General features: G+C 73.6%; 14 protein-coding genes and 1 pseudogene. 8 read left to right on the forward strand and 7 right to left on the reverse strand.

Translation table 11 applies throughout. From position 1 onward, the window contains the following. Positions 1-3 precede the first annotated feature (3 nt). The 8 genes from ACE1OC_RS33205 (at position 4) to ACE1OC_RS33240 (ending at position 8,364) form a co-directional block, all read left to right on the forward strand. Complete coding sequence (locus tag ACE1OC_RS33205) at positions 4-345, forward strand: nuclear transport factor 2 family protein (protein ID WP_243334431.1); 342 nt, start codon at positions 4-6, stop codon at positions 343-345. 99 nt (positions 346-444) lie between these two features. Continuing rightward, on the forward strand, positions 445-1,092 hold the full coding sequence (locus ACE1OC_RS33210; protein WP_407840074.1) for a TMEM175 family protein: 648 nt from the start codon (positions 445-447) through the stop codon (positions 1,090-1,092). A gap of 72 nt (positions 1,093-1,164) precedes the next feature. Next, positions 1,165-2,475 carry an IS701 family transposase gene (locus ACE1OC_RS33215; protein ID WP_407840075.1) on the forward strand — a complete coding sequence of 437 codons (1,311 nt, stop codon included), beginning with the start codon at positions 1,165-1,167 and terminating at the stop codon, positions 2,473-2,475. Beyond that, on the forward strand, positions 2,475-3,638 hold the full coding sequence (locus ACE1OC_RS33220) for an XdhC family protein (protein ID WP_407840076.1): 1,164 nt from the start codon (positions 2,475-2,477) through the stop codon (positions 3,636-3,638). The genes ACE1OC_RS33215 and ACE1OC_RS33220 overlap by 1 nt, the downstream gene beginning before the upstream one ends. Before the next feature lie 136 nt (positions 3,639-3,774). Continuing rightward, a complete protein-coding gene (locus tag ACE1OC_RS33225; protein WP_407840077.1) occupies positions 3,775-5,217 on the forward strand; it encodes a GuaB1 family IMP dehydrogenase-related protein in 1,443 nt (480 codons plus the stop codon). A gap of 151 nt (positions 5,218-5,368) precedes the next feature. Then, a complete protein-coding gene (locus ACE1OC_RS33230) occupies positions 5,369-6,634 on the forward strand; it encodes an FAD-binding protein (RefSeq protein WP_407840078.1) in 1,266 nt (421 codons plus the stop codon). 93 nt (positions 6,635-6,727) lie between these two features. Next, entirely contained in the window at positions 6,728-7,525 is a 798-nt protein-coding gene (locus tag ACE1OC_RS33235) for a VOC family protein (RefSeq protein ID WP_407840079.1), read from the forward strand. 269 nt (positions 7,526-7,794) lie between these two features. After that, positions 7,795-8,364 (forward strand): sigma-70 family RNA polymerase sigma factor, encoded by a 570-nt coding sequence (locus ACE1OC_RS33240; protein WP_375950089.1) that lies wholly within the window; start codon positions 7,795-7,797, stop codon positions 8,362-8,364. Positions 8,365-8,400: 36 nt separating this feature from the next. Here the strand turns inward: ACE1OC_RS33240 and ACE1OC_RS33245 are convergent. The 7 genes and pseudogenes from ACE1OC_RS33245 to ACE1OC_RS33275 form a co-directional block, all read right to left on the reverse strand. After that, positions 8,401-11,508 (reverse strand): annotated as a pseudogene (locus ACE1OC_RS33245) (AAA family ATPase); the annotation flags it as partial. A gap of 56 nt (positions 11,509-11,564) precedes the next feature. Continuing rightward, positions 11,565-12,800: a sensor histidine kinase gene (locus ACE1OC_RS33250; RefSeq protein WP_407840080.1), complete on the reverse strand. Its 1,236-nt coding sequence runs from the start codon at positions 12,798-12,800 to the stop codon at positions 11,565-11,567. Next, positions 12,797-14,617: a cation acetate symporter gene (locus ACE1OC_RS33255; RefSeq protein WP_407840081.1), complete on the reverse strand. Its 1,821-nt coding sequence runs from the start codon at positions 14,615-14,617 to the stop codon at positions 12,797-12,799. The genes ACE1OC_RS33250 and ACE1OC_RS33255 overlap by 4 nt, the downstream gene beginning before the upstream one ends. Before the next feature lie 173 nt (positions 14,618-14,790). After that, entirely contained in the window at positions 14,791-15,066 is a 276-nt protein-coding gene (locus ACE1OC_RS33260; protein WP_250741408.1) for a hypothetical protein, read from the reverse strand. A gap of 169 nt (positions 15,067-15,235) precedes the next feature. Continuing rightward, positions 15,236-16,117 carry a LytR/AlgR family response regulator transcription factor gene (locus ACE1OC_RS33265; protein ID WP_407840082.1) on the reverse strand — a complete coding sequence of 294 codons (882 nt, stop codon included), beginning with the start codon at positions 16,115-16,117 and terminating at the stop codon, positions 15,236-15,238. Positions 16,118-16,309: 192 nt separating this feature from the next. After that, positions 16,310-17,260 (reverse strand): SCO0930 family lipoprotein, encoded by a 951-nt coding sequence (locus ACE1OC_RS33270; RefSeq protein WP_407841757.1) that lies wholly within the window; start codon positions 17,258-17,260, stop codon positions 16,310-16,312. Positions 17,261-17,398: 138 nt separating this feature from the next. Next, positions 17,399-18,382 (reverse strand): GDSL-type esterase/lipase family protein, encoded by a 984-nt coding sequence (locus ACE1OC_RS33275; RefSeq protein ID WP_407841758.1) that lies wholly within the window; start codon positions 18,380-18,382, stop codon positions 17,399-17,401. Positions 18,383-18,458: the final 76 nt, after the last annotated feature.

Raw genomic sequence — 18,458 nt, forward strand, 5'->3', positions numbered from 1 at the left:
GACATGCCCAAGTACGACATCTCCACGCTGCACCCGGTGTTCGTCCGGCAGATGGACGCGCTCGCCGCCCTGGACATCGAGGCGGTCATGAAGAACTACACCGACGACGCGGTGCTGTTGCGCTTCGAGGGCGTCTCCGTCGGCATCGACGCGGTGCGCGAGACGTTCACCGGCTACCTGACGGTGAAGCCCACCCTCGTGGAGCTCCAGGAGTACGTCGAGACCGACGACACCATCTTCTACCGGGCGATCATGAACCTGAACGGCGAACCGGAGCACGCGTTCGGGACGCTCGTAGTCCGCGATGGCCGGATCTGGCGGCAGACTGCCGGATTCGGCGGCTGATTGGGGAAATCTGGGTAGCGTGTGCGGGGAGGGTGGGGAAGCACCCTCCCCGTATGTGCGACAGCCGTAGATATATGCAAGAAGCGTGAAGGGGAGGTCATGGAAACGGAAACCGGCCGGGTCGAGGCATTCAGTGATGGCGTATTCGCGATCATCATCACCATCCTTGTCCTGGAATTGAAAGTTCCGGAAGAAACCGGATCCGACTTCTGGCACGGAGTGCGCGAACAGTGGCCGCACTACGCCGCCTATGTGGTGAGTTTCCTCATCATCGGCGTGATGTGGGTGAACCATCACACCATCTTCGGTCACATCAAGCGGGTCGACCGTCCTTTGCTGTTCCTGAACCTCCTGGTGCTGATGGTGGTGTCGGTGATCCCGTACACGACCAATGTGCTCGCCGAGCACCTCATGGAAGAAGGCGGATCGGCCAATGCGGCGGCCGTCCTCTACAGTCTGCTCACCGTGGCCTACGCCTTGGCGTTCCTGGCCTTCTGGTGGTACGTCACCCGGGTCGGACACCTCTTCCACGATCAGGTGGACAAGGCCGGCGCCCGAGCCACGAGGGTCCGCTTCGGTCTGGGTGCGATCGCCTACCCCTTGACCGTCGTCCTGGCCTTCGTCTCCGCTCCGCTCACTCTCGTCGCACACTTCCTGATCGCGCTCTACTATGCGGCGAACCAGATCCCCATCCCCCTCGTGGTAGAGGAAGAGCGGCTCGAAACTGCCAGCGACCTCAGGAAGTAGCCGCCGGGACCTACGGCCGTTATCCGCGGTCAAGTAGGGTAATGGATCTAGCTGGTCGCGGGGGAGGCCCAGATGGCTCGCGTAGTCCTGCCGGAGGAATCCACGAAGGAAATCTCCGAATTGATCGATGTTCTGATCTCGCTCTTCTTCGAGTCGTTACCCCGGCGGGACCAGCGAAACTGGGCCCGCGTATACCTGAACGGCCTGGTGCGGACCAACGGCAAGAAAACAATTCGTAACATCGCTGGAACCGGGGCCAGTTCCGTCGAGCAGAGCCTCCAGCAGTTCATCAGCAAGTCCCCCTGGGACTGGACCCCCGTCCGCCGCTCCCTCGCCCAGCACCTCGAACGCACCGCGCAGCGCCCGCTGGCCTGGGTGGTGCAGCCCATGGTCATCGAGAAGGCCGGCGACCGATCGGTCGGTGTGGGGCGGCAGTTCGTCCCTCAGCTGGGCCGCACCGCCAACTGTCAGCAGGCCAGCGGGATCTGGCTCACCTCCAGCGATGCCGGCTTCCCCGTCGAATGGACCCTCACCCTCCCCGGGCCCTGGACGGCGGAACTCCTGCGGCGCCGGCGGGCCGGGATCCCCGACACGGCCCGCTCGCTCACCCCCGCCCAGGACGCGGTACACGCGGTCCAGCGGATGGCCGCCACCTGGCAACTCCAGCGCAGGCCCGTGGTGATGGAAGTCTCGAACAGCGAACTGCCGCAGTGCATCGAGTCGTTCTCCATGCAGGACATCCCCTTCGTATTCAAAGTGGACGGCACCCTGCCCGTCTCCTTCGGCGGAGCGGGCCGGCACAAACCCGGCCCGCACACCGCTCCGGCCCGCGAGCTCATCGACTCCCTGCGCTCCCAGCGCCGCGTCGTCGAATGGACCCGGCACGGCCGCGCCGAGGGGGCGGTCACCCTGCTCACTTCGGCCGCCATCTTCGCCACCCCCGGCGAGGACCGCCTCGTACCGGCCCCGCCCACCCCGCTGCTGCTCGTCGGGGCCTGGACCGAGGCCGCCCTGCTGCCCTCGGAGTTCTGGATCACCAACATCGGAGACCGGCCGCTCGCGCAGCTGTTCCTCCTCGCCAAACTCACCGACCGGGTCGCGCTCGACTTCACCGAGGTCTGCGAGCCCGCCGGAATCCGCGATTTCGAGGGCCGCTCCTTCCGCGGCTGGCACCACCACGCCACCCTCGCCAGCGTCGCCCACGCCGCGATGCTGCTGGGCGCGCGCGGGCGGGGACCCCACCCGTCCCCGCCCGAGCCGTACCCCGGCCCGGCCCGCCCCGTCCCCACCCGTACGGTCGCCGCCCACGCCGCCGGCCCTCCGACGCTGCCGCCGAGACCGGTCATCCCCGGGCAGAGCCCGCGCCGCGAGTACATCCGCTGATGCTCGACATCGCCGAAGAGCTACGCGCGTGGTGCGCCGCCGGACGGGACTTCGCGGTGGCCACGGTGGTCGCCGTCAGCGGCAGCGCACCCCGCGGCCCGGGCGCCTCCCTGGCCGTCGACACCGGGGGCACCGCGCTCGGCTCCCTCTCCGGGGGCTGCGTCGAATCCGCCGTGCACGAGCTGTGCCTGGAGGCGATCACCTCCGGGCAGAGCAGCGTGCACCGCTTCGGGTACAGCGACGACGACGCCTTCGCGGTAGGGCTGACCTGCGGGGGAGTCCTCGACGTCCTGATCACCCCGGTGCGCCGGCACGACCCCGTGCGGCCCGTCATCGGCGCCGTGCTCGACGCGGCCTGCGGCGGCACCCGCTCCGCGCTGGGCCGGGTGGTCTGCGGGGCGCCGGAGCAGCTGGGCCGGGCCATCGCCGTGCACGCCGACGGTTCCTACGAGGGCCGCCTCGGCGGGGGCGCCGAGCTGGACCGGGCCGTCGCCGAGCGGGTCCGGGGCTGGCTCGCCGCCGGCCGCACCGGCACCGCCGAGCTGGGCACGGCGGGCGGGCTCTGCGGGCAGCCGCTGACCCTGCTCGTCGAATCGGCCGCCGAGCGGCCCCGGCTGCTGGTCTACGGGGCCATCGACTTCGCCGCCGCCCTCACCCGCATCGGCGCCTTCCTGGGCTACCGGGTCACGGTGTGCGACGCCCGGCCCGTCTTCGTCACCCCCGCCCGGTTCCCCGACGCGGACGAGGTGGTCGTGGACTGGCCGCACCGGCACCTGGCCGCGCAGTGGGAAGCGGGCCGCCTGGATTCCCGTACCGCCGTGTGCGTCCTCACCCACGACGCCAAGTTCGACGTCCCGCTGCTGACGCTCGCGCTGCGGCTGCCGCTCGGGTACGTGGGAGCCATGGGCTCGCGCCGCACCCACGAGGAGCGGGCGCGGCGGCTCCGGGCGGAGGGCGTGCCGGCGGCCGCGCTGGCCCGGCTGCGCTCACCGATCGGCCTGGACCTCGGCGGGGCGACCCCCGAGGAAACCGCGCTCGCCATCGCCGCCGAGTTCACGGCCGTGCGGTACGCGGGAACGATTCTCCCGCTGGCCTGGAGCAAGGGCGCCGTCCACGGCCGGGCCGCCCCGCCGACGCCCGACCGGAGGACGAAGGTCCCGTAGGAAGCGACCATCCGGCCCCAAATGTCCTGGACGATCGGCCGGGGCGGTGTGAACTCCAGGTCGTGTGAGAATGAAGTACGTGCGTTCCTCGACTGCCCTGTCGGGGTCACCTCCGAACGACTGGGATGTTCAGCACGTGCGTTTTCTCAATGACCTGAAGCCGCCGTACGACCTGACGTACGACGACGTATTCATGGTGCCGAGCCGCTCCGCGGTCGGTTCCCGCCAGGGCGTCGACCTTTCCGCGCCTGACGGCACCGGCACCACCATTCCGCTGGTCGTGGCCAACATGACCGCCATCGCCGGCCGCCGGATGGCCGAGACGGTCGCCCGCCGCGGCGGCATCGTCGTCATCCCGCAGGACATCCCGATCGACGTCGTCACCGACGTGATCTCCTGGGTGAAGACCCGCCACCTCGTGCTCGACACCCCGATCACGCTGGCCCCCACCCAGACCGTCGCCGACGCGCTGTCCCTGCTGCCCAAGCGTGCGCACGGCGCCGGCGTCGTCGTCGACGCCGACGGCCGCCCGGTGGGCGTCGTCACCGACCACGACCTGACCGGCGTGGACCGCTTCACCCAGCTCTCCGAGGTCATGTCGAAGGAGCTCCTGCTCATCGACGCCGACATCGACCCCCGCGAGGCCTTCACCAAGCTCGACGCCGGCCACCGCAAGCTGGCCCCCGCCGTCGACAAGGACGGCAAGCTCGTCGGCATCCTCACCCGCAAGGCCGCGCTGCGCGCGACCCTGTACACCCCCGCCACCGACGCCAGCGGCAAGCTGCGCATCGCCGCCGCCGTCGGCATCAACGGCGACTTCGTGGCCAAGGCCAAGCAGCTGCTCGACGCCGGCGTGGACACGCTCGTCATCGACACCGCGCACGGCCACCAGGAATCGATGATCAACGCGATCAAGGCCGTCCGCGCCCTTGACCCGAAGGTCCCGATCGTGGCCGGCAACATCGTCGCCGCCGAGGGCGTCAAGGACCTGATCGACGCCGGCGCCGACATCATCAAGGTCGGTGTGGGCCCGGGCGCCATGTGCACCACCCGCATGATGACCGGCGTGGGCCGCCCGCAGTTCTCCGCGGTGCTGGAGTGCGCGGCCGAGGCGAAGAAGTACGGCAAGCACGTCTGGGCCGACGGCGGCGTCCGTCACCCGCGCGACGTGGCGATGGCGCTGGCCGCCGGTGCGTCGAACGTCATGATCGGCTCCTGGTTCGCCGGTACGTACGAGTCCCCGGGCGACCTGCAGCAGTCGGCCGACGGCCGCCTGTACAAGGAGTCCTTCGGCATGGCCTCCGCGCGCGCGGTCCAGAACCGCACCTCGGAGGAGTCCTCCTACGACCGCGCCCGCAAGGGTCTCTTCGAGGAGGGCATCTCCACCTCGCGGATGTTCCTGGACCCGGCCCGTCCGGGCGTCGAGGACCTGATCGACTCGATCATCGCGGGCGTCCGCTCCTCCTGCACCTACGCCGGTGCGGCCTCCCTCGCGGAGTTCGAGGAGAAGGCCGTCGTCGGCATCCAGTCCGCGGCGGGCTACGCCGAGGGCAAGCCGCTGCACGCCAGCTGGAGCTAGTCGCTTCGTCACCACTGCGCCGGGGTCCCCGTGGGGGCCCCGGCGCAGTGCTGTCTGCGGTCCGTCCGAGTGCTGCGCTAGCGCCCCGGCCCAGACTGTCGGGCGCCGACGACGCGTCGTGCCGCCCCGGGCCGTGGAAAGGTGAAGACAGGTGGACACATTCAGCTTCAGCCGAGACTTCGGGCGGACTTCCGTCGTTCCTCCCGAGGTGGTGGTGCGGGAGGACGAGGGCGACACCGTGGCGCGGGCGATGCGCGAGGCGGCCGCGGCGGGCCGGGACGCGACCGTCCGGGGAGCCGGCCGCTCGACCAACACCCAGACGCTGTCCCCCGGGGTCGTCATCGACAACTACCGCCCCGAGGCGATCCCGCGGTTCGTCGGGGACGATCACCGCGTAGAGGTCCCGAGCGGGATCACCTGGCTCGAACTGGAGAAATGGCTGAACCGGCACGGCCGCTCCAATCCCGTCCTCCCCAGCTACCTCGACATCACCGTGGGCGGAAACCTCTCCATCGGGGGATTCGGCCTCGCATCCTGCCGTTCCGGCATCCAGAGCGACCAGGTCCACGAGATCGAGCTCGTCGACGGAACGGGCCGCTCCCTGCGGTGCTCCGACCGCGAGAACTCCGAACTGTTCCGCTACGCCCTCGGCGGCCTCGGTCAGGTGGGATTCATCAAGAAGGTGGTCCTGCGGACGGTGCCGTACCGGCCCGTCACCCGTGCGGCCCGGATCGAGCACACGGGCCTCGGCGACCTCACGGAATTCATGATGCACGGCGTACAGGAGCCGTGGGTGTCGAGCTTCTTCGGCATGTACGACCGGGCCGCCTGGTACTCGCACGTATCGCTCACCGACGACGCACCCGCGCCCGCGGATCCGGCGCAGGAGTTCCTGGTTCCGGACTACATGCTCTTCAGTCACGGGGAGACCGCGAAGCACCTCCACCACCTGCTCGAAGAGGACTCCCACGCGAACATGTGGGTGGACCACGTCTTCGACGAGGAGGGCTTCAAGCTCTTCACCAAGAGGGTGGAGGGCATGCTCGACGCGTACCCGCTCTCCGAAACCCTGGTCGCCCTGTACTTCCTGGTGATCCGCCGCCCCGAATCGGCCACCCCCTTCGTCCTCGCGCCCGTGGTGGACGCCCCGGTCCAGTACCTGATCGGCATCTTCACGGCCGCGGGGACCGACGACTCCCGCGGGATCTCCGAGACCAAGCGCGTCCTGCGGGAACTGCTGGAAGCCTGCGCCGAGGCCAAGGGCCGTCCGTACCTCTACGGCACCCACGACTTCGACACGGAGCTGCTGGAGCGCATCTACGGAGCCCCGGCCCTCCGGCGCCTCCGGGAACTGCGCGAGGAGCACGCGCTGACCCACTTCGCCACCCGGGCCTTCGGGGACGTACGGCCGTCCTAGGGCCTGTCGTCAAACTCCCGTCCGGGGACCGACGGGCGGGGGCAGGTGTCCGGTGCCACGCTGGTCGTACTCGACCCGCGAAAGGCAGTCGTCATGATCACCACTGACTTCGTCCCCGGCTCGCCCTGCTGGCTGGACCTCGGCGCACCCGACGTCCCCGCCGCCGCGGCCTTCTACGGAGCCGTCCTCGGGTGGGACTACGAGTCCATGGGGGAGGGGGAGGAGATGGAGGGCGGCATGTTCCGCAAGGACGGCAAGATCGTCGCCGGACTGGGCAAGCTCACCGAGGAGGGCGCCCGCCCGGCCTGGATGATCTACTACAGCGTCCCCGACGCCGAGGCGACGACCCGCGCCGTCCAGGGCGCCGGCGGCACCGTCCGGGTCGAGCCGAGGAAGCTCGACGAATGGGGCACGATGGCGCAGTACAGCGACCCGCTGGGAGGCCAGTTCGCCGTCTGGCAGCCCGGGGAGAACAAGGGCGTCGACCTCGTGGACCAGCCGGGCTCCCTGTCCTGGACCGAGCTGTACACGAGCGACGCCACGGCCGCCCGGGAGTTCTACGGCGGCGTCTTCGGCTGGCAGTTCGGCGATATGCAGATGCCGGGCGGCGGGGGCACGTACACCCTGATCACCCCTGCCGGGCAGCCCGAGGGACGCATGCAGGGCGGACTCATGGAACTCACCGCCGAGGACCTCGCCGTGGCGGGCGGCCGGCCGTACTGGCACCCGGTCTTCCACGTCACCGACTGTGACGCGGCGGTCGCCGAGGTCACCGCGCGCGGCGGCAGCGTGCAGATGGGGCCCGCGGACGCCGAGGGCGTCGGCCGGCTGGCCGTCTGCCTCGACCCGTCGAACGCCGACTTCGTGGTGCTGACCCCGTCCCAGGACTGAGCCCCCGCCCAGGTCCCTTCCTCGCGGCCCCGGACCCCTCCTCGCGGCCCCGCCGCCGTCCACCCGGACGGCCGCTGGGCCGTTCGCGTACCGCCGCGGCCGCTGCCGCCCGCCCCGTCGGCCGGACGGGGGGACGACCGTTCACCGACGGGGGACGACCGGTGGGCGCAGGGCGCGGCGGGATACGTCAGGCGGCGGATAACTCCACGCCCGCGGTCCGGCACGCTCGGTGCACACCGAGCCGCATCCCGACCCGGAAGGGGTAGCCCATGTCGCCCATGTTCGCGACCGCCGGCACCGTCACGGTCAGCCGCCGCCGCACCGATGCGTACGCCCTCGCCCGGCTGGAGAGGGAGCACGGCAAGGCGCTCCTCGGATTCCTCCTCGGCCTCACCTTCGGTGACCGCCACCGCGCTGAGGACCTCGTCCAGGAGACCCTGTTCCGCGCGTGGAAGCATCCCGAAGCCCTGGAGAGCGGCGCCCACGCCTCCATGCGGCCTTGGCTGTACACCGTCGCCCGGCGGGTGGCCATCGACGCCCGCCGGGCCCGCCTGTCGCGCCCGGCCGAGGTGGGTCCCGACGGGCTGGAGCAGTCGCCGGCCGACGAGGACCGCACCGAGCGGTCGGTCGCCGTCCTCGACGTCCGCGAAGCCCTGCGCCTACTCAGCCCCGATCACCGGGCCGTGCTCCTGCTCATCTACTTCCGCGGGGCCAGCGTCTGCGAGGCCGCCGAAGAGCTCGGAGTACCGGCCGGCACGGTCAAATCCCGTACGTACTACGCCCTGCGGGCCCTGCGCGCCCTCCTGCCCGGCTACGATGACGGCCACCTCCGCGCGTGAGCGGACCTCCAGCTTCGCCAGGATGTGCGAGACGTGGGTCTGCACGGTCCGGCGGGACAGGAACAGCGCAGAGGCGATCTCCGGGTTCGTCCGGCCCCGCGCGACCAGCAGCGCCACCTTCAGCTCCGCCGGAGTCAGCGCCTCCCACCCCCGCGCGGGCCTGCGCCGCGCAGCCCGGCTGCCCCGCCGCACACCCAGGCTCCGCAGCCGTGCGTCGGCCCGGGCGATGTCCCACCGGGCACCGAGGAGCTCGTACGAGGCCACCGCGCCGGTCAGCGCCGACCGCGCGCCCGGCAGGTCCCCGTGCCAGGCCCGCGCCACCGCCAGGTCCTCCAGGGTCTGGCCCGCCACCAGCCCGCCCCGCGCCAGCGCCGCCGTCTCCGCCAGCAGCTCCGGGTCCTGCGCGAACAGCCCGCGGCAGCGCAGCAGCGCCAGCGCCGGACCCGGCTGCTCCGGCAGGGCCGCCGCCGTGCGCGCGCAGGCGGCCACCGCCGACCTGGCCGCCTCGGTGTCCCGGTCCTCCAGCGCGAGCCGGACGGCCTCCGACAGCGCCCAGGGACGGTCGAAGGCCACCGCCTCGTCCACACCGTCCTCCAACGCGGGCAGCAACGCCTCCAGCGCCTCGCGGGGGCTCCCGTCGCGCTCCGCCAGCAGGGCGCGGGCCAGCAGGACGTGCGCGGTGTGCCGACGGGCCGCGGGCGGCTCGTACGCGTCCGGGCCGAGTGCGGCCAACTCCGCCCGGGCGGCGTCCTGTTCGCCCCGGTGGCCCAGGATCAGGGCGCGCAGCCCGTGGGTCAGCACCGGCAGCCAGCCGTCCGAGACGGGCATGCCCTCCGCCCGGGCGAGGCCGGCCAGCGCGGCGTCCCAGTCGCCGAGCCGGTAGCGGAGATCGGCCAGCAGGGCCTCCGTGACCACGAGCCGGCCCGTCGAACCGGTCCGCGCCGCCAGCTCCCGGGCCTCCCGCAGCGCCGCCGCTGCGGTGTGCGGCTCGTCGAACCGCAGGTGACCCTCGGCCTGGTTGGAGAGCAGCAGCAGCCGCATGTCGTTGGCGGCCGGGCTGCGGCGGGCGTGCGCGATCCCGGCCGCCGTGTGGCGCAGCGACTCCCGGCCCCGGTTCAGGTGGAACAGTGCGAAGGACATGGCGTGTTCGGCCTCCGCCCCGCAGAGCGGATCGCCGAGCAGCCGCGCCCGCGCGACCAGCGGCCCGGCCAGCGCGTACGCCTCCTCCGGCCGGTGCAGATCGGCCAGCGCCAGGACCCGGCACGCCTCCAGCCGCAACCGCATGGCCGCGCCGGCGGCGTCCCCGGGCGGCGGCTGCCCGGACGATGCCTGCTCGGCGGATGCTTCCTGGGTGGATGGCTGTTCGGCGGATTCCTCTTGGGCGGATGGCCGCCCGGCCGTCGCCTCTTCGGCGGATGCCTGTCCGGCCTTTGCCTCTTGGGTGGGTGGCCGCTCGGCCGTTGCTTCTTCGGCGGATGCCTGTCCGGCCTTTGCCTCTTGGGTGGGTGGCCGCTCGGCCGTTGCTTCTTCGGCGGACGCCCGTCCGGCCGTTGCCTCCTGGGTGGATACCTGTCCGGCCGTTGCCTCCTTGGCCGACGTCTCCTCGGTCGACGCCGCCTCGGACAGGGCCGCCTCGGCCAGGGCCTCCTCGGTGACCTCCAGGGAGCGGGCCATGTCCCCCTGGATCATCAGCGCCGACACCAGCTTGAAGGCGAGGGCGGTCCGCCGCCCGGGATCCTGCGCCCGCTCCCGCAGCGTGCGGAGCAGTTCCACCGACTCGGGTCGGCGCAGCATCAGCGCGGCGTCGGCGAGCCCGTCCTCCAGCACCTCCCGGTACGGGTCCCCGGCCCGGTCGGGCTGCCGGGCCGCGTCCTGTTCCACGGCGCGGCCCAGCAGCGCGGCCGCCGTTTCGGGCGCCACCGCGATCAGGGCCTGCGCCGACTCCGCCGTCCACCGCACCGCCCACGGGTCCAGCGCCCCGCCCGCCAGCAACTGCCCCGCGGTCCGGACGGGATCGAGCCCGGCCTCGGCGAAGGCCCGCGCGGCGTCCTGGTGGAGGACGCTGCGGGCGGCCCCCGGCAGCTCCGCGTACAGAGCCAGCCGCACGGCCGGCTGCCGGAACCGCAAGGCCTCGCCGCCGGCCGAATGGTGCGCGGGCGGACCGGCCGGGAGCCCGCCGGGCAGGGGGCCCGGTTCCAGTACGCCGGTCAGCAGGGGGGTCTCCAGGTCCGCGAGCAGGTCCCGGACCGGGAGCGTCCGTACGAGGGCCAGCTCGCGCGCCGTGAAGGCCGGTCCGAGCAGGGCGGCGTGCCGGAGCGTGGCCAGGGTCGCCGGGGGGAGCCGGCTCAGCTCCCGGGTCGCCGCCTCCGGGGGCGGCGGCAAGTCCCCGACCGGGAGCGTCAGTTCGGCGGAGTCCGCGCGGACTTCGATGATCCCGGACCAGTGTGCGAGCAGCTCCCGCAGCAGCCGGGGATTGCCGCCCGCGTGCCCGGCGGCCTCGCGCAGCCGGGGACCGGGCGCCGCGCCCAGCACCTCCCGCACCAGCGCGGCCGACTCCGCCCCCGTCAGCGGCTCCAGCCGGAGCGTCCGCCCGCCCGGCCCGCCGCCCAGGGAGGCGCACAGCTCCTCCACCTCCGCCCGCCGGGGCAGCCGCCGCCGGGCCGCCAGCAGCAGCAGCGGCAGCCGCTGCGCAGCGCGCGCCAGGTGGCGCCACAGCAGCAGGGAGGCCGGATCCGCCCACTGGAGGTCGTCCAGGGCCAGCAGCAGCGGCCGTCGCGCGCACCACTCCTCCACATCGGCCGCCAGCAGGTCCACGGCCGCCAGCAGCGCCCCGCCCGGTTCGGCCGACCGGGCCGCCTCCCGCAGCAGGGCCAGTGCCCGGGCCCGCCCGGGGCCGGCCGGATGCAGGCAGTCCAGCGCCGCGCGGAGCGGAAGTCCGGTGCCCAGCGCCTCGGCGGCCCCGTACCGGACCCGGCAGCCGAGTGCGGCCGCCTCGGTCAGCGCCTCGCGCAGGAAGGAGGTGCGGCCCGCGCCGGGCTCCCCCTCCACGAGCAGGCAGGCTCCGCCGCCCTCCGCACCTGCCCGCACCCAAGTCCGCAACGCGTCACGGCACTCTTCGCGGTGTTGTTCTCGCCCGACCCGCACGTCGGCGATCCCTCCGGTTGTTCGCGCCCCGTCCAGGATGGCAGCTCACGAGCCGGTCAGCGCCGGGGAATTCGGCCAGGTGGGGCCGAACTGTGCACCCCCGCACGGTATTTGGGAATCCGGACCGTTATCTTCATGCCCGCGCCCACACCCGTCTCGATGACGAGCCCGTGGCCGTCCCCGTAGACCTGGCGCAGCCGCTCGTCCACATTGGGCAGCCCGATGCCCGCGGAGGAGCCCGGCTGCTCCCCGGCCAGGATCCGGCGCAGCAGGGACGGATCCATCCCGACGCCGTTGTCCTCGATCGTGATCAGCGCCTCCGCGCCCGCGTCCCGGGCCGCGATGGTGATCCGGCACTCCTCGGTGGAGTCCTCCAGCCCGTGCTTGACCGCGTTCTCCACCAGCGGCTGCAGGCACAGGAAGGGCAGCGCCACCGGCAGCACCTCCGGCGCCACCTGCAAGGTCAGCTTGAGCCGCTCCCCGAACCGGGCCCCGGCCAGCGCCAAGTACTGCTCGATGGACCGCAACTCCTCGGCCAGCGTGGTGAACTCCCCGTGCCGCCGGAAGGAGTAGCGGGTGAAGTCGGCGAACTCCAGCAGCAGGTCCCGGGCCCGCTCCGGATCGGTGCGCACGAACGAGGCGATCGCCGCCAGGGAGTTGAAGATGAAGTGCGGGGAGATCTGCGCGCGCAGCGCTTTGATCTCCGCCTCCATCAGCCGGGTCCGCGAACGGTCCAGCTCGGACAGCTCCAGCTGCACGGACACCCAGCGCGCCACCTCGGTGGCGGCCCGCACCAGCACCGCCGACTCCCGTGACCCGTAGGCCACCAGCGCGCCCAGCATCCCGTCCTCGCCGGTCAGCGGGGCGACCACGGCCCACTTGAGGGGGCAGTCGGGCCGCTCGCACTCGGTGCGCACGCTCTGGCTGCGCCCCGAGTCCAGCATCACCGCGACCCGGGCCATCGCACGGCGCTCGTGGTGGTCGGCGCCCGGGCCGTCCCAGGCGAGGACGCTCTCGCGGTCCGTCAGGCACAGGGCCTCGGTCCCGAGGAGGGAGCGCAGGCGCCGGGCGGCCTTGCGGGCGGCGTCCTCGGTGAGGCCGGCGCGCAGCGGGGGAGCGGCGAGGGAGGCGGTGTGCAGGGTGTGGAAGGTGGCCCGTTCGACGGGGGTGCCGAGGTCGAGGCCGAAGGCGCGCTCGTCCCGCCGGGCCTGCCGCCGCCCGCCGATCCAGCCGAGCCCCAGCAACAGCGCCCCGCCGGCCGCGCCGAGCATCGGGAGCAGTGCTCCGGTCATGGTGTGCCGCCCTCCTCCGAGAGCAGTGCTCCGGTCGTGGTGTGCCGCTTCCCGTCGCGAGCAGTGCTCCGGTCGGTGTGCGCCGCCCCCGCCACGTCCCCCGCCACGTCCCCCGCCACGTCCTCCGGCAGGTGCAGCCGCGCCAGCGTCGCCGCCGTCCCCGGCGGGATCCGCCCGCGGGTGCCCAGGGACACCAGCACCATCGTCAGGAAGCCGAGCGGGACGGACCACACCGCCGGCCATGCCAGCAGCGTGTTCGCCCACCCCGCCGGAGCCAGCCCGGCCCGCGTCGCCAGCACCGCGCTCAAGGCCGCCCCGCCCCCCGTCACCAGCCCGGCCACCGCCCCCGGCGGCGTCAGCCCGCGCCACCAGATCCCCAGCACCAGCAGCGGACAGAAGGACGACGCCGACACCGCGAAGGCCAGCCCCACCGCGTCCGCCACCGGCACCTGCGTCACCGCCACGCTCCCGGCCAGCGGCACCAGGATCGCGACCAGCACCGCGACCCGGAAGCTCCGCACCCCGCGCGACGGCAGCACGTCCTGGTGCAGCACCCCCGCCACCGCCATCGTCAGCCCCGAAGCCGTGGACAGGAACGCCGCGAACGCGCCCCCCGCCAGCAGCGCCCCCAGCAGCTCCCCGGCGACCCCGCCCACCACCCGGGCCGGCAGCACCAGCACCACCGCGTCCGCCTCCCCGGTCAGGGCCAGCTCCGGGGCGTAGATCCGGCCCAACGCCCCGTACACCGGCGGCAGCAGGTAGAAGGCACCGACCAGGCCGAGCACCACCAGCGTGGTGCGCCGCGCCGCCCGCCCGTTCGGGCTCGTGTAGAAGCGCACCGCGACGTGCGGCAGCCCCATGGTCCCGAGGAAGGTGGCCAGGATCAGCCCGTAGGTCGCGTACAGCCGCAGCTCGGGCCGGTCCCCGGACAGTGGCTCCGACCAGCTCGTCCCGCCGGGTCCGGCCTCCGCCCGGCCCTGCGGCACCGCGGAGTCCGGGGCGAACTCCAGCCGCGCGTGCGCCCGTACGGAATGCTGCCCGGCGCCGAGGGTCACCGGCTGCCCCGCGTACGCCCGCCCGTCCACCTGGCCGGTCACCGTCACCGTCAGCGGCGCGTCCAGGGACAGCCGTACGTCCTCGGCCAGCGTGACGGCGGTGTGCTCGCGGAACACCGTCGGGGCGTCGAAGGAGGCGCGCGGGGCGCCGTCCCCCGCCCAGGCGGCCAGCAGGAAGAACGCGGGCACCAGCAGGGCGGTGAGCTTCAGCCAGTACTGGAAGGCCTGCACGAAGGTGATGGACCGCATCCCGCCGGCCGCCACCGCCGCCGTCACCACGATGGCGACGACCACCCCGCCCACCCAGTGCGGGGCCCCGGTCAGGATCTCCAGGGTCAGGCCCGCGCCCTGGAGCTGCGGCAGCAGGTACAGCCAGCCGACGCCGAGCACGAACAGCACCGCGATCCGGCGCACCGCCTGCGATTCGAGCCGGGCCTCGGCGAAGTCGGGCAGCGTGTACGCCCCCGAGCGCCGCAGCGGGGCCGCGACCAGCACCAGCAGCACCAGGTATCCGGCGGTGTAGCCCACCGGGTACCAGAGCATCTGCGGCCCCTGGAGCAGCACCAGCCCGGCCACGCCGAGGAAGGAGGCCGCCGAGAGGTACTCGCCGCCGATGGCCGCCGCGTTGAGGCGCGGGCCGACCGTGCGCGACGCCACGTAGAAGTCCGAGGTGGTCCGGGAGATCCGCAGGCCCAGCGCGCCGACCAGCACCGTGACCAGGACGACGACGGCGACCGCGGTCAGCGCGTACGTCTGGTTCACCGGCGGGTCCTTCGGCTGGGGCGCGGGCGCGGCCCTGCGCCGGTGGCGGGTCCCGGTCGCGCGCCGGGGCCCGGCGGGTGGGTGCCGGGTCCGGGCCGCATGCCGGGGTCACGGGAGTCTACGCACGCGCCCCGAGCGGGCAACAGGCCCTAGCAGGTCAGGCCGGATATGGCTCAGCGGGCGGGATCGCGGTGCTCCGCGCAGTCCCGGAGAGCGATCTCCAGCTCCACGTACGATTCCTCGGCGCGCCGGAAGGCCAGCGTCAGGGCCGCCTCGGCCCGGGGCGGCAGGTGTCCGTACGCGCCTTCGTGGGCCTCGTACAGGACGTCGGCCCAGCGTGCGGCCGCGCTCCGCAGGCGGGCCAGCAGCACCTCGGCCTCGGCGGGACCGGCCGGCCGGGTGCGGGGCAGTCCGGTCAGTGCGTCGAGCAGCGCCTGGATTTCGGACATCTGCTTCCTCCCGGGGCCGAAGATCCACGATACCCGCGGGGGTCCGCCCGGACGGGCGGTCCGGCCGCCGCTGCGGCCGACGGCACGGGCGGATCGCCGTACGCATCCCCGGGCGCGACGAACGGTGCGTCGCCGCGCCGGACGGTCGGCGCGCCCCGCCGGGGCCGCTTCAGCCCATGGCCTGGCGCATCAGCAGGTCCCTCAGCTCCCGCGTGTGCCTGCGGCTCACCTGCAGCTCCGCCGCGCCGACGCGGACCGTGGTGGTGCCCGCGTCCAGGCGCAGTTCGTCGATGCGGGCCAGTGCGACCAGGTGGCGGCGGTGAATGCGGACGAACCCGCGGGCCGCCCACCGCTCCTCCAACGTGGACAGCGGGATCCGTACCAGGTGGCTGCCCTCGTCGGTGTGCAGCCGGGCGTAGTCGCCCTGGGCCTCCACGTACGCGATGTCCGCGATCGCCACGAAACGGGTGACGCCGCCCAGTTCGACGGCTATCTGCTCGGGCGCGCGGTCCGCGCCGCGGGCGGCGGCGGACGCTGCCGACGCGGCGACCGCCGCGAGGGGGGCCCCGACGGTCTCGGGGGCGGCCGTGCGGGCCGCGCGGGCCGCCGGTACGGCGGGCGCGGCCTCGGGGCCGGCCGCCGGGGGCTGCTCACCGGACCGGCCGGACTGCGCGCAGGCCCGCCGCACGGCCTCGGCCAGCCGCTCCGGCCGGACGGGCTTGAGCACGTAGTCCACGGCCTTGAGGTCGAAGGCCTGTACGGCGAACCCCTCGTGCGCGGTGACGAACACGATCAGCGGCGGCCGCGCGAATCCGGCCAGCAGCCGGGCGATGTCCAGTCCGGTCAGCCCCGCCATGTGGATGTCGAGGAAGACCACGTCGATGACGTCGGCCCCGTCGGGGCCGCTCTCCAGCGCCCGGGTGATCCGGCGCAGCGCCTCGGTGGCGTCCGAGGCGCCTTCGGCGCTGAGCACCCGGGGGTCCGAGCGCAGCAGGTAGAGGAGCTCTTCGAGCAGGGGCTTCTCGTCGTCGACGGCCAGTACGCGCAACATGATGCGGAGTCTAGGTTCCGCCCGGCCGGCGCGAAACGGTGCGCGGCCCCCGCCCCGGGGGGAGGGGAGGCGGGGGCCGCGCGGTCGGGTGGTCCGGAGGACCGGTCGCAGGGGGCCGGTCGCAGAGGGCCGGTCGCATAGGGCCGGCCTCAGGAGGCCGGCCCCGGGGGACCGGCCCCGGGTAGGGCCGGTCTACTGGACGGTGATGAGCTTGCCGTCGGGGGCGACCGCGTACCAGGTGCCGCCGACGCCCTGCCCGTTGATGTCGCCGGCCTTCTTGTCACCGGTGAAGGTGTAGACGGGCCAGCAGTTCACCGTCTGCTGCTTCTTGCCGTCGGGGCGGTCGAGCACCAGGTAGTTCTTCTCGATGATCCCCTTGGCGTTCGCCTGGTCCACCGGCGGCACGACCGGCCACTTGGCCACGCAGTCGCCCTCGCACTTGGAGACCATCGGCCACGCGGTGTCGGGCTTGAACCGGTAGACCGTCATCCCGTTGCCGTCGACGATGTGGTCGCCGAGCTTCGGGTCCTTGGCCACGGTCAGCGCGCCGGAGGCCTGGCCGGCGCCGCCGGGTGCGGGGGACGCCTTCGCCGCCTTCTTGCCGTCGGGAGCCGCCGCGAACCAGGTGCCGCCGACGCCCTGTCCGTTGGTGTCGCCCGCCTTGGTGTCCTTGCTGTACCGGTACACGGGCCAGCCCGCCACCGTCAGCTGCTTGCTGCCGTCGGTACGGACCACCTCGCCCAGCAGCGCCGGGTCCATGCCCGCCGCGGCGGTGGCGTCGCCGGCCGCGACCACCGGCCAGACCTTCGCGCAGTCCCCGTCGCAGGAGGACTTGGACGGCTTCGCGGTGTCCTTGTCGAAGCGGTAGAGGGTGAAGCCCGCGCTGTCGGCGAGGACGGAGCCGAGCTTCTCGTCCTGGGCGATGGCCAGTTGGCCGCCGGGCTTGGCGGCGCCGACCGTGTCGGCGTCGGAGCCCGAGCCCGCACCGTAGCCGTCGCCCGAGGACGGGGCCTGGGAGGGAGCGGCGACCGCTCCGGCCGGCTTGGCGTTGTCGCCCGCCGAGTCGCTCCCGCCGCACGCGGTCGCGGTGAGTGCGACGACGACCGCCACGGCCGCCAGGGTGGTTCCGCGCTTGATGCCCATCTTGATCTCTCCCACGTGTGTGTCCCTGCCTGCGCCGCGGCTCTCCTCCGTCCGAGCGGAGTGGAGCGGCGGCAACTTGTGCAGGACACGCCCTGGCGGGGCCGATCTGTTCAATTCCTCCGATGTGGGCTGTTTCACTCACCCCAGGTCGAACCCGGCCCGCTTCACGGCCGTGGCCACAGCGAGGCCGAGCGTGCGGTGTCCGGCGTCGTTGGGGTGCAGCCCGTCCGCCAAGTGCTCGGGGCCCAGCAGCTCCCGCCCCGGCAGCAGCACCAGCCGCTCGTCCCCGGCGGCGATCCGCTCCCGGGTGGCGCGCTCCATCGCGTCGCGCAGGGCGCCCAGGGTGGCGCCCAGCTTGTTCGGGGTGCGCTCCGCGTCCGGGCGCAGCACGGGGGAGAGCAGGAGCAGCGGGGTCCGGGGGTGGCCCTGGCGGACCAGTTCGAGGAACGCGCGGGTGGTCTCGTACAGCAGGGGGGCCGAAAAGGGCACGCGGGACCAGCAGTTGGTGCCGAAGGCGAGGGTGAGGACGTCGGCGGGGAGTCCGGCGAGCTGCTCGGCGCAGGCCAGCTCCCCGCGCGCGGCGCCCGCGTAGCCGAGGTTGACGGTGTCCCAGCCCAGCGCCCGCCCGGCCACCGCGGGCCAGCCGTGCGCGGGCCGGGTGGACCACCAGCCCTCGGTGATGGAGTCGCCGTGCACCACCCAGCGGGTGGCGGGCGGAGCGGGGGCGACCGGGCCGCCGATCCCGCGCAGGCCGAGGATCAGCGGGGACTGGGTCTCGGGCGGGTGGATGGTGAACGGGCCGGAGCCGCCCGGCAGTTCGAGGCGTACGACGGCCTCGGCGGCCGGCTCGGTGTACAGCTCGGCGACCACCCCGTGCCGGTCCCACAGGGCGAACCCGTGCGCGAGGTCGCGCAGCGCGTCGGTGGGGCCGGGCACGGTCGCCCGGTAGTGGATCTCCACCGCCCGGGTGCCGGGCGCGGTGAACTCCAGGCGCACCCCGATGGGCAGGGTGGCCCGCTCGCCGGTGTCCCAGGGCAGCCGCATGGTGTCGGCCGGGTCGGCCCGCACGGGCCGGCCCCCGTCCAGCCAGGCCACCCCGCGCAGGAAGGGCCCCGGGTCCAGCCACGGCCCGGCCTCGGCGCCGGTGTGCGCGGCCGTTCCCGCACCTGTGCCTACGCCTGCGCCTGTACCCACGCCT

It is taken from the genome of Streptomyces stoeckheimensis (assembly GCF_045822005.1).
GTDB lineage: Bacteria > Actinomycetota > Actinomycetes > Streptomycetales > Streptomycetaceae > Streptomyces > Streptomyces stoeckheimensis.

Excerpts from the sequence above, each read along its gene's own strand:
- ACE1OC_RS33205 (WP_243334431.1), top strand. The coding sequence starts at position 4 with ATGCCCAAGTACGACATCTCCACGCTGCACCCGGTGTTCGTCCGGCAG.
- ACE1OC_RS33210 (WP_407840074.1), top strand. The coding sequence starts at position 445 with ATGGAAACGGAAACCGGCCGGGTCGAGGCATTCAGTGATGGCGTATTC.
- ACE1OC_RS33215 (WP_407840075.1), top strand. The coding sequence starts at position 1,165 with ATGGCTCGCGTAGTCCTGCCGGAGGAATCCACGAAGGAAATCTCCGAA.
- ACE1OC_RS33220 (WP_407840076.1), top strand. The coding sequence starts at position 2,475 with ATGCTCGACATCGCCGAAGAGCTACGCGCGTGGTGCGCCGCCGGACGG.
- ACE1OC_RS33235 (WP_407840079.1), top strand. The coding sequence starts at position 6,728 with ATGATCACCACTGACTTCGTCCCCGGCTCGCCCTGCTGGCTGGACCTC.
- ACE1OC_RS33240 (WP_375950089.1), top strand. The coding sequence starts at position 7,795 with ATGTCGCCCATGTTCGCGACCGCCGGCACCGTCACGGTCAGCCGCCGC.
- ACE1OC_RS33250 (WP_407840080.1), bottom strand. The coding sequence starts at position 12,800 with ATGACCGGAGCACTGCTCCCGATGCTCGGCGCGGCCGGCGGGGCGCTG.
- ACE1OC_RS33260 (WP_250741408.1), bottom strand. The coding sequence starts at position 15,066 with ATGTCCGAAATCCAGGCGCTGCTCGACGCACTGACCGGACTGCCCCGC.
- ACE1OC_RS33265 (WP_407840082.1), bottom strand. The coding sequence starts at position 16,117 with ATGTTGCGCGTACTGGCCGTCGACGACGAGAAGCCCCTGCTCGAAGAG.
- ACE1OC_RS33270 (WP_407841757.1), bottom strand. The coding sequence starts at position 17,260 with ATGGGCATCAAGCGCGGAACCACCCTGGCGGCCGTGGCGGTCGTCGTC.